Genomic DNA, 15,471 nt, shown 5'->3' with positions numbered 1-15,471 from the left:
CGATGCGTCCACGGCGCGGGCGCCGCATCCTCAAGAACACCGCCGCGGAAGCCGAGCAGTTCCGCCGCCGGTCCGCGCTGGCGTTCGTGTGCGTGATGCTGGCGCTGGGCGGGCTGGCGATGTGGTATTTCCGCCTGCAGGTGCTGCAGCACGCCGAGTACGCCACGCGCTCGGAGGCCAACCGCATCAAGCTTCAGCCCGTGGTGCCGGGGCGCGGCCTGATCTATGACCGCAAGGGGCGCCTGCTGGCCGACAACGTGCCCGCGTTCCGCCTCGACGTGACCCCGCGCGAAGCGGGTGACGCGGCCAAATGGCTGCCGGCGCTGTCCAAGGTGGTGGCGCTGAGCGAGGACGACCTCAAACGTTACGAGGAAGGCCGTCGCGCCGCGCGCGGTTACAAGCCGGTGACGCTCAAACTGCGTCTCACCGAAGAAGAGGCCGCTGCGTTTGCCGTGGATCAGTGGCGTTTCCCCGGCGTGGACCTGGTGTCATACCTCAACCGCCGTTATCCCCACGGCGACCTGTTCTCGCACGTGATCGGCTACGTCGGCCGCGTGGATGCGAAGGATGCCGAACTGCTGGGCGAGGCCAACGCCGCCTTCAGCCACATCGGCAAGACCGGCCTGGAGCGCTACTACGACGAGGCGCTGCGCGGCCGCATCGGCTACGAGAAGATGGAGACCAACGTCGACGGCCGGCCGATGGGGCTGGTCGGGCGCGTGCCAGCGGTGCCCGGCACGGACCTGCGGCTGAGCGTGGACCTGGACCTGCAGCAGGCCATGGTCTACGCCTTCGGCGACATGGACGGCTCGGCGGTGGCGATCGAACCGTCCACCGGCGAGGTGCTCGGCATGGTCAGCCTGCCGGGCTACGACCCCAACCTGTTCGTCAACGGCATCTCGCACACCGACTACCGCGCGTTGATGGACAACCCGTCGCGCCCGCTGTTCAACCGCAACGTGCTGGGCGGCGGTCCGCCGGGCTCCACGATCAAGCCGCTGGTGGCACTCGCCGGCCTGGACAGCGGCCTGCGCACGCCGGAGGACAAGGTGTTCTCCACCGGCGAATTCCACATCCCGGGGCAGCGTCGCGGCTACCGCGATGCGCACGGCGGTGCCGGCTGGACCGACCTGCGCAAGTCGATCTCGCAGTCGGTGAACTACTACTACTACAAGCTCGCCTACGAGATGGGCATCCGCACGTTCGACCAGTACATGCGTCGATACGGGTTCGGCCAGCCCACCGGCATCGACCTGGCAGGCGAGAACGCGGGCGTGGTGCCTTCGCCGCAATGGAAGGCCAAGCGCACCCGCGAGAACTGGTACCCCGGCGAAACGGTGATCGCCGGCATCGGCCAGGGCTACTGGATCGCGACCGCGCTGCAGCTCGCGCGCGGCACCGCGGCGATCGCCAACGGCGGCGACCTGCGCCGGCCGCACCTGGTGGCGCAGCGCCGCGATGGCTTCGAGGCGCCGTGGACCGCGTTGCCGCAGCCGCCGCCGACGCGCATCACCGATAACGCCGCCCATCTGCGCGCCGTGCAGGAAGGCATGATGGCCACCATCCACGGCGGCGGCACCGGCGCGGCAATGGCCCGCGGCGCGCCGTACCTGATGGCCGGCAAGACCGGCACCGCGCAGAAGGTCAGCCGCAAGGGCAGCGCGAGCGTCGATCCGCACAACCTGCCGTACCACCTGCGCCACCAGGCCTTGTTCGTGGGCTATGCGCCGGCCGACAACCCGAAGATCGCGGTGGCGGTGGTGGTGGAGCATGGCGGTTACGGCGGCAGCACCGCGGCGCCGATCGCGCGCAAGATCTTCGATGCCTGGCTGCTGGGCAAGATGCCCGAGCCGCCGGCTCCCGGCGCGGCCAGTCGGCCGGGCACCACCCCGGTGACGGCTGCAGGCGGCTCGCCTGCGGCACCGGCGTCGAACGCCTCCGCCACGCCCGTGACCACACCCGTGGCCACGCCCCCGACGGGGCCGGCGGCCACCCCCATGGCACCGCGCTCTACCACGACGACTGCGGCCGACACGGCGCCTGCGTCCGCCACGGCGCGTCCGGCCGGCGCGCCCGCAGCCGCGGCGCGCCGGTCCACCCCGCCACCCGTCAACGACCCTGCGCGGGAGCCCCGCCGATGAGCGCCATCCTGCGTTGGCTCTACGGACTGGCGGCGCATTTCCTGCGGACACTGGACCCGCTGCTGATGGGCGCGTTGCTGGCGCTGATGGCCATCGGCCTGGCGGTGCTGTACAGCGCCGGCGGCGGCGAGCCGACCCTGGTGATCGCGCAGGGCGCGCGCTTCGCGGTGGGGTTGGGAGCGATGTGGGCGCTGTCGCGCGTGTCGCCCACGCAGCTGCGCAACTGGACGCCCCCGGTGTACGCCTTCACCCTTATTCCGCTGCTGGTGGTGCTGGTGGTGGGCGAGGGCAAGCACGGCAACCACTGGATCAACCTCGGCGTGTTCTATTTCCAGCCCGCCGAACTGCTCAAGCTGAGCCTGCCGATGATGGTGGCGTGGTACCTCAACACGCAGCCGTTGCCTCCGCGGCTCAACGTGGTGCTGGTCGCCGGCGTGATCATCGCCGTGCCCACGCTGCTGATCCTCAAGCAGCCCGACTTCGGCACCGCGATGCTGGTCGCCAGCAGCGGCGCGTTCGCGCTGTACCTGGCGGGGCTGCCGTGGTGGTGGTTCGGCCTGGCGTTTGGCGGCGTGGCGGCCATCGCGCCGGTCGCGTGGTTCTGGCTGCTGCGTCCGTACCAGAAGGACCGCATCCTGACCTTCCTGGACCCGGAGTCGGACCCGCTGGGCACCGGCTGGAACATCATCCAGTCGAAGATCGCCATTGGCGGTGGCGGCTTCACCGGCAAGGGCTGGGGTGAAGGCAGCCAGTCGCACCTGAACTACATCCCCGAGCACACCACCGATTTCATCTTCGCCGTGCTCAGCGAGGAGTTCGGCTGGGTGGGCGTCGCGACCGTGCTGGCGCTGTACCTGTTCGTGGTGGGGCGCTGCCTGTGGATCGCCGCCGATGCGCGTGATGGCTATTCGCGCCTGCTGGCGGGTGCACTGGGCTTGGCGTTCTGCGTGTACGTGATCGTCAACGGCGGCATGATTTCCGGCCTGTTGCCGGTGGTGGGCGTGCCGATGCCGCTGCTCAGCTACGGCGGCACCTCGGCGGTGTCACTGCTGGCCGGGCTGGGCGTGGTGATGGCGGTGCGGGCGCATCGGCCGGTGCACGCGCGCTGACGCGAAGGGCCGGCCCGTTCGGCAACAAACCTGACTGGGGCGTTCAGGCGCGCGAAAATCCGCGGTTTTTTGCGCCAACTTTCGCGTGCTACCCTCGCTGCGATGACTAAAACCGACTTCACCCGCCGGGCCGCGCTCTGCGTGCTCCCGCTCGTGCTGGCGGCCTGCGCGACGCAGGTGCCGTCTCCTCCCCGTGCCACGCCGGGCGCCACTGCCGCGCCTGCGCCCGGCACCACGCCGGGCACCGACCCGCTGCCGCCGCCGCTGCCGTCGCTGCCATTGGCCGAGGCCAAGGCCGCCTTCGTGCGCGACACCGCGGCCAAGTACGGCGTGGACCCGGCGTACATCGAGTCGGTGCTGGCCAAGGCGCAGTTGCGCGAAGCCATCATCGCGGCGATGGCGCGCCCGGCTGAAGCGAAGCCCTGGCGTGACTACCGTCCGATCTTCATCACCCAGGCGCGCATCGACGGCGGCAAGGCCTTCCTCGCCACCCACCGCGATGCACTGGCCCGGGTGGAAGCGCAGTACGGCGTGCCGGCCGAGATCATCGTTTCGATCATCGGCGTGGAAACCAGCTTCGGCGCCAACATGGGCAAGTACCCGGTGGTGGACGCGCTGTACACGCTGGCGTTCGCCTACCCGCGCAGCGGCGATCCCGCCAAGGCCGACCGCGAGAACCGCCGCGAGGCGTTCTTCCGCGGCGAGCTGGCGCAACTGTTCGCCCTCGGCAAGGAAACGGGTCTCGACATCACCACGCTGACCGGCAGCTACGCCGGCGCGATGGGCTGGGGCCAGTTCATGCCGTCCAGCTACCGCGAGTACGCGGTGGACGGCAATGGCGACGGCAAGCGCGACCTGTTCACCAGCACCGACGACGTGTTCGCCTCGATTGCCAATTACTTCGTGAAGAAGGGCGGCTGGGTGCGCGGCACGCCGGTCACCGTGCGCGCCAACCGCGATGCCAACGCACGCGACATCGAGCCCGAATCGCTGGAGCCGGTGGTGCCGATGGCCGAACTGGCCGCGCGCGGTTTCCGCCCGCTGGTCGACGTGCCGGGCGTGCAGACCGCCACCGTGCTGAAGTTCGATGGCGTCAGCGGGCCGGAGTACTGGTTCGGCTTCCGCAACTTCCACGCGATCACCCGCTACAACATCTCCAAGCACTACGCGATGGCGGTCTACCAGTTGTCCGAAGCCGTGGCCGGGCGCGAGAACCCGCTGGCCGCGATCGTTGAAGGGCAGCCGGGCGCATGAGGCGGCTGCTCGCCGCGGCAATGGTGCTGGGGCTGGCCGCCTGCGCCAGCGCCCCGAAGAAGTCGGCGCCGCCTGCAACCGCGAGTGCGACGGCCCCCACCCCTGCGGCGGGTCACCACGGGCCGCGGCCGAAAAAGGTTTCGCCCTACGCCCCGGCGCAGGAAGACCCCAGCACCCGCGGTGATTACGTGGCCGGCGGCCTGTACAAGCCCGGCGTGCCGGACAGCACCCCCGATTACGTGCCCAACGTGGACGCCATTCCCGAGCCGGAGGTGGTGGCCGAACCGCGCTCGCGCGCCGGCAACCGCTCCACCTACAGCGTGCTCGGCAAGCAGTACCGCGTGCTGGCGGATGGCGATGCCGCCGGCTACGTGGAGGAGGGCAACGCCTCCTACTACGGGCAGAAGTTCCACGGCCGCCGCACCTCCAACCTGGAGGTGTACGACATGTACGCCTTCACCGCGGCGCACAAGACGCTGCCGCTGCCCAGCTTTGCGCGCGTGACCAACCTCGACAACGGCAAGTCGGTCGTGGTGCGCGTCAACGACCGTGGCCCGTTCCATGCCGGCCGCATCATCGACCTGAGCTATGCCGCGGCGGTGAAGCTGGGCATCACCCAACGCGGCACCGGTCGCGTGGAAGTGCGCGCGCTCACCCCGAATGGCGACACCCGCCTGGCCAGCGCCGAGCCGCGCGCGGGCAAGCCCAGCGCCATGGATCGACTGCTGTCCACGGGCGGTGCCGAGCAGCGCTTCGACATGCGCCAGGACGGCAAGCCGATGACCGCCAACGAGTTCGATGCGTGGATGAAGTCGCGTCGGTTGACCGTGGCGACCGGCAAGCCCAAGGCGCCCGGCGCGGCGACCCTGGCGTCGTCGGCATCCGGCCCGGACCGCGGCAAGGGCGGCATGGCCGACGCCGTACCGCCGTCCACCAGCGCTTCCCAGGCAGTCGACGCGGTCGCCGCCATCGCGCCCGCCGCCCCGCCGCCGCCTTCGCCCACGCAGGTCGCCAAGGCCGTCGCGGCCGCCGTGCCCACGGCCGGCAGCGTGACCCTCCAGGTGGCCAGCTTCGCCACCCGGGGCAATGCCGACCGCGCGCTGGACCTGCTGCGGGGCGCTGGCATCGCGGGCGCCAGCCTGCACGATGGCAGCGCGAATGGCCGCAGTGTGTGGCGCCTGCGCGTGGGGCCGTTGGCGGCCAGCGCGGCGGCGGAGCTGAGCGCGCGCCTGGTCACCCTCGGGTTTGGCCAACCGCAGTTCGTGCACGACTAAAATGCTTGATCACCTGGCCGGACACGCCGGCCCCCGGAGCCGCTGAACAATGAAAGTCCGTTTCTCTCCCCGTCGCCGCGCGACCGCTGGCATGACCGTCCTGCGGGCCTTCGCGGTGACCGCGCTGGCCACCTTCGCCGTGGGCCTGGCCGTCGCCCAGCAGACGCCTTCGACGCCCGCCAAGGCCGCCCCGGCGCGCGCGCTGAGCAGCGACCTGCCCGTGCCGCCGCCCCCGGCGATCACCGGCAAGGCCTGGATCCTGGTTGATGCAGTCAGCGGCAACGTGCTCGCGGGTGAGAACTACGACACCCCGCTGGAGCCGGCCAGCATCACCAAGGTGATGACCAGCTATGTCATCGCCGCGGAACTCGCGGGCGGAAAGGTCAAGGAAACCGACCAGGTCATGATGTCGGAGAACGCCTGGCGCCAGGGCGGCGCGGGCACCGACGGCAGCTACTCCGGCTTCGAGGTCAACAAGACCGCGCCGCTGGAGCAGATGGAAAAGGGCATGGTGGTGCAGTCGGGCAACGACGCCGCCATCGCACTGGCCGAGCATGTGGCCGGCAGCACCGATGCGTTCGCGCAGCTCATGAACATGTATGCCAAGCGCATCGGCATGAAGAGCAGCCACTTCGTGAACCCGCACGGCCTGCCCGCCGAAGGCCACGTCTCCACCGCGCGTGACCTGGCCATGCTGGGCCGCGCGCTGATCCACGACTTCCCCAAGGCGTACTCCTACAACAAGATCAAGGAGTTCACCGTCGGCCCCATCACCCAGCCCAACCGCAACCTGCTGCTGTGGCGCGACAGCACCGTCGACGGCATCAAGACCGGCCACACCGCCGCGGCAGGCTACTGCCTGATGGCCTCGGCAAAGCGCGGCGACCAGCGCCTGATCTCGGTGGTGATGGGCTCGACCTCCGAGGCGCAGCGCGCCAGCGACAGTCTCGCGCTGCTCAACTGGGGCTTCCGCTTCTACGAGACCCACAAGCTGTACGACGCCGGCAAGCAGGTCGCCCAGCAGAAGGTGTGGAAGGGTCAGGCCAACGAAGTGCAGCTGGGCGTGGCCGAGCCGATGCTGGTGACCATCCCGCGCGGCAAGTACGACCAGCTCAAGCCGATCATGGACGTGCCCAAGTCGCTGGTCGCGCCGATCAAGAAGGGCCAGGCCATCGGCACCGTGAAGGTCATGCTGGACGGCAAGATCGTGGCCCAGCGCCCGCTGGTGGCGATCAACGCCGTCGAGCAGGCCGGCTTCTTCAAGCGCCTGTGGCATGAACTGCTGATGTGGTGGTACGCGGACTAAAAGCTCCGCACGCCGGACGCCGCATCGCGCGGCGTCCGGACAGGGTTGGCGTGGTACAGTCCAAGGTCCCGTGTGCTTAACGGGCCATGAACCACCTTCAAGCCCGTTCCCGCGGTAGACCGTGACAGCCCCTCCCGTCCAGCACGCCCCCCTGCAAGCCCGACTGGGCTTCTGCCGCAACCTGCCCTCGCCGCCGGGCATCGCGCTGCGCATCCTTGAACTGGCCCAGGACCCCGGGGTGGAAGCCGCCGCGGTGGCCGAGGTCGTGGGGATGGACGCGGCGCTCAGCGCGCGCGTGCTGCGCATCGCCAACTCGCCGCTGTACGCGACCCGTCGCCGCATCGAGACCCTGGGCCAGGCACTCACGCTGCTGGGGCTGAATGCGACCCTCAGCCTCGCGCTGGGGTTCTCGTTGACGCCAGGGCTGCGGGGGCCGTCCGGCAAGCAGGACTGGATCTGGCGGCGCAGCGTGATCGCCGCGCTGGCGTGCCGCCTGCTGGGCCAGTGGGCCGGGCTGCGCCGGGTCGAAGACCTGATGCTCGCCGGGCTGCTGCAGGACATTGGCGTGCTGGCGCTGCTGCAGTTGTTCCCGGACGAATATTCCGCGGTGCTGGCCACCGCGGACAGCAACGCGCAACTGCTGCAAATCGAGCGTGAGCGATTCGGCATCGACCATGCCGAGGCGGGCGCGGAACTGGCCGTGCAATGGCGCCTGCCCGCCTACCTGCAATTGGCGATCCGGGGCAGTGAATCCTGCACCGGCGAAGATCGTTTCCAGGCCTGCGTCAGCTTGTCCGGGCGCGTGGCCGACCTGTGGTTGGCCGAGGACAGCGAGGCCCTGCGCCTGCAGGTGCTCGCCGACGCCCGCGACATGCTGGGGCTGGACGCGCGCGCGTTCGATGGCGTGCTGGAGCGCATGTCCGCCGCACTGCCGGACATCAACGCGCTGTTCGACGTGCAGATCCGCCAGCCGGAACACATCCGCGCCATCCTCGAGCACGCCGATGAGCTGGCCACGCTGCGCCGCCTGCGCGAGTTGCAGGCCGCCGCCCAGTTGCGCGAAGTGGCCGACGACGCGGAGCGCCGCGCCAACGACCTGGCCGAACAACTGCGCCGCGACCCGCTGACCGGCGTCTTCAGTCGCCAGCACCTGGAACTGGTGCTGGAACACGAATTCCAGCGCGCCACCGACACCGCACGGCCGTTGTCGATCGCCTTCATCGACCTGGACGACTTCAAGAAGGTGAACGACGCGCATGGCCACCCGGTCGGCGACCTGGTGCTGCGCAACACCGCCCAAGCCCTGCAGCGGCTGATTCGCAGCGAGGACACCATCGCCCGCTACGGCGGCGAGGAGTTCATGCTGATGCTGGTGGACACCGACGAGGAGGTCGCGCGCGCGGTGGTCGAGCGCCTGCTGGCCGCGATCGCGCCGGAACCAATGGCGACCCTGGATGGCGTGCCGGTGAAGGTCACGTTCTCCGCCGGTCTGGCCACCCACGGCGGCAGCGAGTGGTTCCAGAGCGCGGCGGACCTGCTCAAGGCCGCCGACGAAGCGGTCTACGGCGCGAAGCGCACCGGGCGCAACCGCGTGGTGACCACCGGCGGGTGAGGGCCGGCGGCCGCAGGTCGGCCGAACGACCACCGCATCGCGCCCCCCGCGGTCTCAGTGGGGTTGCCGCTTGGGTTCGCCCCAGGCCGGACCCATAATCCGGGGATGGAAATCAAATCCGACAACCCCGACCACGGCTTCCAGTTTCCCGGCACGTTCGAGCTCAGCGCCATGGGCACCGCCGAGAAGGACCTGGAGACCGTGCTGCCCAGCCTGCTGATGGACGCCGGCATCGACGTCGTGCAGGAAACCGTGACCTGGAAGCACTCCAGCAACGGCCGCTACGTGTCGGTGCGGATCAGCTTCCAGGCCGACAGCCGCGAGCAGTATGAGCGCGCCCACCAGGTGCTGCGTGACCACCCCGAAGTGAAGTGGACGCTGTGAGCGGAACGGCCGGCACCGTTGCCGACAACGGCACTGCAGACGCGGGCGTGGACGCCGAAGCCGCTGCGGGCGCCGACGGCGCGGTCTGCGCCCTGACGGGCGAGCGTGCCGCCGAAGTGCCGGTCGTGGTGCCGCCCGCCCAGTTGCGTGACCTGGGTCGCCAGCCCTACGAGCCGGTGTGGCGCGCCATGCAGGCGTTCACCGACGCCCGCACCGCCGACACCCCGGACGAGCTGTGGCTGGTGGAGCACGACCCGGTGTTCACCCTCGGCCAGGCCGGCAAAGACGAGCACGTGCTGATGCCGGGGGACATCCCGGTCATCCACGTCGACCGCGGCGGCCAGGTGACCTACCACGGCCCCGGCCAGATAGTGCTGTACCCGCTGCTGGACCTGAAGCGGCTCAAGGTGGGCGTTAAGGAGTACGTCTGCCGCATCGAGCAGGCCATCATCGACACCCTGGCGGACTGGAACATCGAGGCCCGCCGCCTGGAGGGCGCCCCCGGCGTATACGTGAACGGGGCGAAGATCGGCGCGCTGGGCATCCGCGTGCGCCACGGCTGCACCTTCCACGGGCTGGCCTTCAACATCGCCATGGACCTGGAGCCGTTCCGCCGGATCAATCCCTGCGGGTACGCGGGGATGGCGGTGACGTCGATGGTAGACTTGGGCGGCCCGTCCGGCCTGGACGCGGTCAAGCCGGTGCTGGTCGGCCACATCGCCCGATTGTTCGGGCTGACGGTCCAACCCGCCGCGCCGCCGTCGTTCGGCTGACCCCCCTCGCGAGCGCGCCCCGACGGCGGACGCGCCCGGCCCGGCCACGGACCGCGTGGCCAACCGCCCCGGCCGCATCGCCGTGGGCATCCGCATAGGCACCGCAGCAGCAATGACCGATACCGCGCCCAAGTCCATCCCGCTCGCAGTCGTGGGCGGCGAGGCCCCTGCGTCCCTCGAGCCGGGCGTGAAGCAGCTGGCCGGCGACAAGATCAACCGCTCGCCGGTGCAGTTCGCCGACGCGCCGGTGCTGCGCAAGCCCTCGTGGATCCGCGTGCGCATCCCCTCGGGCAACTCGGTGCAGAAGCTTAAGGAAAAGCTGCGCGAGAACCGCCTGGTCACCGTCTGCGAAGAGGCCAGCTGCCCCAACATCCACGAGTGCTTCGGCCACGGCACCGCGACGTTCATGATCCTGGGCGAGGTCTGCACGCGTCGCTGCAGCTTCTGCGACGTGGCCCACGGCCGGCCCAAGCCGCCCGATGCCGCCGAGCCGCTGAAGCTGGCGCAGACCGTGAAGGACATGGGCCTGAAGTACGTGGTGGTCACCAGCGTGGACCGCGACGACCTGCGCGACGGCGGTGCCGGCCACTTCGTCGATTGCATCACCGCGATCCGCGAGTTCACGCCCAGCACCAAGATCGAGATCTTGACGCCCGACTTCCGCGGCAAGGGCCGCATGGAGCGCGCGCTGGAGATACTGGCGGCCAACCCGCCGGACGTGTTCAACCATAACATCGAGACCGTGCCCGACCTGTACCGCAACGTGCGCCCGGGCGCGGACTACCAGTGGTCGCTGACCCTGCTGCAGAAGTTCAAGGCGCAGCACCCGGACGTGACCACCAAGAGCGGCATCATGCTGGGCCTGGGCGAGACCATGGAGCAGGTGCAGGCCACCCTGCGTGACCTGCGCGCGCACGACGTGGACATGGTCACCATCGGCCAGTACCTGCAGCCGTCGGCGCACCACCACCCGGTGCTGCGCTACTGGACGCCGGATGAGTACAAGGCGCTGGAGGTCTACGGCTACGAGCTGGGCTTCAGCCACGTGGCCTCCGGGCCGCTGGTGCGCTCGTCGTACCACGCCGACCGCTCGGCCAAGGAAGCGGGCGTCGCCACCGCCTGACGGCCCTCGCCCCACGCAACCTGAACCCCGACTGCGCCCCGGCCGCCACACGCGTCCCGGGGCGTTGGTTTTTCAGGCAAGGTCGGATGACACGGACCGCAACTTTCGGCACTGTGGGGTGGTCGAACCGAGGACCATCCTTGACCGTGCCATCCCCCACCCAGGTTCCGGCCGCCCGCGGCCACAGAAGCATGCCGATGACTGCCCAGAAAACCCTGCTCGCGTTGTTGCTGGCCGCGCCCCTGGCGCTGATGGCCCGTGCCGACAGCGGCACCGCGTTGCCCACAGCCCCCACCGCCGACCAGGCCACCGCCGCCAAGCTGGTGTACGGCCTGCTGTCCGACAGTCGCTATGCCTACCGGCCCAAGGCGCTGGACGACACGCTGTCGGCCGACATGTACAACCGCTATCTGGAGGCGCTGGATCCGGGCAAGCAGTTCTTCACCGCGCAGGACATCGCCAAGTTCGACGCGTACAAGACCAGGCTGGATGACGGCTTCAAGCGCGGCGACATGTCCGCCGCCTATGCCATCTTCGCGATCTATCGCCAGCGCGTGGACCAGCGCGTGGCACATGCGCGCGCGCTGCTGAAGCAGGACATCTTCAGCTTCACCGGCAACGACAGTTTTGCCTATGACCGCGAGGACGCGCCGTGGGCCGCCGACAAGGCCGCACTGGACGCGCTGTGGAAGCAGTCGGTGCGCAATGACTGGCTGCGCCTGAAGCTGGCCGGCAAGAAGCCCGAGGACATCCGCAAGACGCTGGACAAGCGCTACGAGAACCTCGCCAAGGGCATTGCCGAGCTGAAGGGCGAGGACGTGTTCCAGACCTTCGTCAACAGCTACGCCAACTCGGTCGACCCGCACACCGATTACTTCACCCCGCGTTCGGCCGACAACTTCAACCTGTCGATGTCGCTCTCGCTGGAAGGCATCGGTGCGGTGCTGCAGAAGCAGGACGACGTGGTCGCCATCCGCGAGATCGTGGTCGGCGGCCCGGCCGGCAAGTCGGGCAAGCTCAAGGCCGGCGACCGCGTGGTCGGCGTGGGGCAGGGCGAAAGCGGGCCGATGGAAGACGTGATCGGCTGGCGCATCGACGATGTCGTCGCCAAGATCCGTGGCAAGAAGGGCACCAAGGTGCGCCTGGACGTGATTCCCGCAGAAGCGGGCCTGGACAGCCAGCCGGTGCGCGTGGTGCTGGTGCGCGACAAGGTGCGTCTGGAGGACCAGGCCGCCAAGTCCGAGGTCATCACCATCCCCGCCGCGGGCCAGGCGCCGGCCAAGCGCATCGGCGTGATCAAGCTGCCGGGCTTCTACCAGGACTTTGAAGGCCGCCGCCGCAACAACGGTGACTATGCCTCCGCCACCCGCGACGTGGCCAAGCTGCTGGTCAAGCTGCGCGGCGAAGGCGTGGACGGCGTGGTGCTGGACCTGCGCAACAACGGCGGCGGCTCGCTGACCGAAGCAATTGAGCTGTCGGGCCTGTTCATCGACCGTGGCCCGGTGGTGCAGGTGCGCGAGTCCGGTGGGCGCGTGAGCGTGGAGTCCGACAGCGATGCCGGCATCGCGTGGGAAGGCCCGCTGGCGGTGCTGATCAACCGCGGCTCGGCGTCGGCGTCGGAGATCTTTGCCGGTGCGATGAAGGACTACGGCCGCGGCCTGGTGATTGGCGAGACCACCTTCGGCAAGGGCACCGTGCAGAACCTGGTGGACCTGGACCGCTGGCCGGCCAACGAGACCGCGCGCTTTGGCCAGGTGAAGCTGACCATCGCCCAGTTCTTCCGCGTCAACGGCAGTTCCACCCAGCACAAGGGCGTGGAGCCGGACATCGCGTTCCCGGCGTCGGTGGATGCCAGCGAGTTTGGCGAGAGCACCTACGACAACGCGCTGCCGTGGACCCGCATCGCCGCGGTGCCGCACACGCGCTACGGCAATTTCGAACCGCTGCTGCCCAAGCTGCGCACCCTGCATGATCAGCGCGTGGCCGACAGCAAGGAATACCAGTGGTGGTCGGAGGACGTGGCGCAGTTCAAGGCCGAGCGCGCCAAGAAGACGGTGTCGCTCAACGAAGCCGAGCGCCGCGCCGAGCGCGACCGCAACGAAGCCAAGCGCAAGCTGCGCCAGGAGCAGCGCAAGGCCCTGGGCCTGGCGCTGGACCCGCTGGCCGATGACGTGGCCGACGACGGCCTCGCCGCCGGCGAGCGCGACATCGCCAAGGACGCCGCGCGCGAAAAGCTGGCCGACAGCCGCCCCGACCCGCTGCTGCGCGAGTCGGCCGCGATCCTGGCGGATGCGGTGCGGTTGCTCAACGGCGACGAGAAGTTGTCGGCGGTGGTGCTGCCGACCGCGAACGTGCGGGGGCACTGGGCGGATTGATCCTGCCCAGGCTCGGCAATGCCGGGCAGCGATAATTGCGAGTTGGATGTGGAACGGGCGGCCCTTGGGTCGCCCGTTTTTGTTTGGGCGACTGCATGTGCTATCGCACGAGGGGCGGGGTCATCTGTCGCGTATGGCGCAAAGCTCGCGGCGATCGTCGGTCAATGGGTGCCTTGTAGTGGGGCATTGACGGGCCTGCTTATCACGACGAATCGAGGGTGATAAAGCGCTATCACCCCATGGGTGCGTGATAACGCGGGGGCAACGTCACGGCGAAAGACACGCTGATACGGGATAGGTGGCTGATTCGGCGTGGGAATTTTTCCTTCGACACCGCCCCGGGAGTGCAGACCGTACGGTGTTATCGTCCCGGGATCTAATTAGTGTTAGGCCCCGCAATAAGCCATGCAACCCAAAGTCCGCACCAGCGTCGCATACGCCAATTTCTTGCTGGGTGCGGGCATCGGCGCCTGGAGCCTCTATCTCATCTCCATGCCGCTACATCCTGCCGCCGGCGACTCGCATGGCGGCCTTCTGGCCGTCTTTTCTGGATTCTTCCTGGCACCAGTCGCGCTCACGGCATTTGCTACCGGTCGGCTCTTTCAGCGGCACTCCAGGGGCGCTTGGCCCATGCAGGTGCTAGCTTTAGCTCTCGTGGCCGCACTCGTTCTCAGGCTTGCGCTGTGAGGCGGGCGTGGCCTAACAATTCATTCAAGCCGAAGCCGCTTCGCGGCTCGGCTTAATTCAGGTGTTAGGCCTCAGAATGACGCAGCCGACCCACAACCAACGCCATAGACCATATTTGGTTGTAGCGGCGCGACTACTATTCGCTGAGGTAGCGATAGCAATTGCATTGTCGTTTGCCCTTGGTCAAATGGCACTTCCGGCTGATTGGGTGATCCTCGCGACATGGGCATTTAACCTTGTTCCAGCTTGGCTCTTCTCCAAGGCTGCGAGCCAGCTCGGGCGCAGCCAGTTGGGCTACGGCGCCTTAGCCGCCTTGGGTCCTCCTGGCGGAATTGCCACTTATGTCATCCTGCACGGCATCGACCTCGCAAGGCGTTTAGACGGGTCCAGCAGCCAGCCATGAGCCAGCCGCTGAGGCCTAACAGATCATTCAAGTCGAAGTTGCTTCGCAGCTCGACTTAATTCCGGTGTTAGAGGGCATATGGCGGTTCAGCGGCTCGGCCGAGATACAACCAGTGTCGACGAGCTCTCGTGGGATGGCCGCAGCCTCGGAAATGCGACAGCCGATTCAATGTGGGGGCAGCTGCCCGAGCCGCTTAAGCAGATCGCGCGTGCCGAGTTCCAAGCCGGAAACTCGCCAGTCCATATCTTGTTCAATGAAACACACCGAATTGTCCTACTCTCTTTCGCAATGCCGCCCATGACTGCTCGGCCACCTGCCGAGGTGGCTAAGATCCACACCAGCTTTGCCAACGGCAACTACTGCTACGACGGTACCCTGTGTACCTACGAGGACATACGCACGGGTTGCTTCCTAGCGTTTGACGACCCGGAGTACGCGGATGCCCTCTAACAATTCATTCAAGCCGAAGCCGCTTCGCGGCTCGGCTTAATTCAGGCGTTAGGCCCCACACGAAATGCTCGACGCAATCTTTGACTGGTGGCAATTCGACTTCTGGTTTAAAACCATCTGCCTTGCCGCTGGCATTGCTGTTGTTTTGCCGTTCCTCATGAGCAAGTCATTTCGCAAACGGTTCGCCCGGTCTGACGTCGATCTGGAGGCTATCGGGCTAATTGCGCTTGTTGCCGCCGTGATTATCATTGGTCTCGACAACTATTTCTGGCGCGGTAGCGGCGCCTAACAATTCATTCAAGTCGAAGCCGCTTCGCGGCTCGACTTAATTCAGGTGTTAGAACTTTCGTGGGGAGATCGCGGTGGGCGCAAAGGAAAAGATTCAAGCCGAGCTGTCTGAGCTCTTGAAGCAAGGCGCGGAGGTATTGAAGAATTTTTATGACACTAAGAAGTCGCCCGACATAAGTATTGACTACCAGTCCTGGTGACCTGCCCCCGGTTTTCAGGGCCACCCTGACTTAAGTAGAGTCCGTTCCCAAGAAGAGGACGGACATGAAGAAGCGCTTCACCGACGAGCAGA

The 15,471-nt window shown here is 68.0% G+C and carries 13 protein-coding genes; all 13 read left to right on the top strand.

Annotation, left to right across the window (positions count from 1 at the left end; all coding sequences use genetic code 11):
- Positions 1–2 precede the first annotated feature (2 nt).
- The 13 genes from mrdA to ACYVBS_RS02740 all read left to right on the top strand — a co-directional run bounded on the left by mrdA (position 3) and on the right by ACYVBS_RS02740 (position 15,180).
- Positions 3–2,141, top strand: a complete 2,139-nt coding sequence (gene mrdA, locus ACYVBS_RS02800; protein ID WP_460821641.1) for a penicillin-binding protein 2 — start codon at positions 3–5, stop codon at positions 2,139–2,141.
- Positions 2,138–3,250: a rod shape-determining protein RodA gene (gene rodA, locus ACYVBS_RS02795; protein ID WP_460821639.1), complete on the top strand. Its 1,113-nt coding sequence runs from the start codon at positions 2,138–2,140 to the stop codon at positions 3,248–3,250. Before mrdA ends, rodA begins: the two co-directional genes overlap by 4 nt.
- 102 nt (positions 3,251–3,352) lie before the next feature.
- Entirely contained in the window at positions 3,353–4,504 is a 1,152-nt protein-coding gene (mltB, locus tag ACYVBS_RS02790; RefSeq protein ID WP_460821637.1) for a lytic murein transglycosylase B, read from the top strand.
- Positions 4,501–5,778, top strand: a complete 1,278-nt coding sequence (locus ACYVBS_RS02785) for a septal ring lytic transglycosylase RlpA family protein (protein ID WP_460821636.1) — start codon at positions 4,501–4,503, stop codon at positions 5,776–5,778. The genes mltB and ACYVBS_RS02785 overlap by 4 nt, the downstream gene beginning before the upstream one ends.
- A 91-nt stretch (positions 5,779–5,869) precedes the next feature.
- Positions 5,870–7,084, top strand: coding sequence for a D-alanyl-D-alanine carboxypeptidase family protein (locus tag ACYVBS_RS02780; RefSeq protein WP_460822163.1), 1,215 nt, complete (start codon positions 5,870–5,872; stop codon positions 7,082–7,084).
- A 121-nt stretch (positions 7,085–7,205) separates the two neighbouring features.
- Entirely contained in the window at positions 7,206–8,696 is a 1,491-nt protein-coding gene (locus ACYVBS_RS02775) for an HDOD domain-containing protein (RefSeq protein WP_460821634.1), read from the top strand.
- Between the two features lie 105 nt (positions 8,697–8,801).
- Positions 8,802–9,080 (top strand): DUF493 family protein, encoded by a 279-nt coding sequence (locus tag ACYVBS_RS02770; protein WP_460821632.1) that lies wholly within the window; start codon positions 8,802–8,804, stop codon positions 9,078–9,080.
- Between the two features lie 92 nt (positions 9,081–9,172).
- Entirely contained in the window at positions 9,173–9,853 is a 681-nt protein-coding gene (gene lipB, locus ACYVBS_RS02765) for a lipoyl(octanoyl) transferase LipB (protein WP_460822162.1), read from the top strand.
- Between the two features lie 112 nt (positions 9,854–9,965).
- Complete coding sequence (lipA, locus tag ACYVBS_RS02760) at positions 9,966–10,976, top strand: lipoyl synthase (RefSeq protein WP_460822161.1); 1,011 nt, start codon at positions 9,966–9,968, stop codon at positions 10,974–10,976.
- 191 nt (positions 10,977–11,167) lie between these two features.
- Positions 11,168–13,351, top strand: a complete 2,184-nt coding sequence (locus tag ACYVBS_RS02755; RefSeq protein ID WP_460821630.1) for a carboxy terminal-processing peptidase — start codon at positions 11,168–11,170, stop codon at positions 13,349–13,351.
- A 405-nt stretch (positions 13,352–13,756) separates the two neighbouring features.
- On the top strand, positions 13,757–14,038 hold the full coding sequence (locus tag ACYVBS_RS02750; protein WP_460821629.1) for a hypothetical protein: 282 nt from the start codon (positions 13,757–13,759) through the stop codon (positions 14,036–14,038).
- A gap of 700 nt (positions 14,039–14,738) precedes the next feature.
- A complete protein-coding gene (locus tag ACYVBS_RS02745; protein ID WP_460821627.1) occupies positions 14,739–14,891 on the top strand; it encodes a hypothetical protein in 153 nt (50 codons plus the stop codon).
- A 64-nt stretch (positions 14,892–14,955) separates the two neighbouring features.
- Positions 14,956–15,180: a hypothetical protein gene (locus ACYVBS_RS02740; protein ID WP_460821626.1), complete on the top strand. Its 225-nt coding sequence runs from the start codon at positions 14,956–14,958 to the stop codon at positions 15,178–15,180.
- Positions 15,181–15,471 lie beyond the last annotated feature (291 nt).

The sequence above is a fragment of the Lysobacter olei genome, from assembly GCF_054777355.1.
Note: the sequence above shows the minus strand (reverse complement) of the source record. Positions and strands in the feature narration are given on the sequence as shown.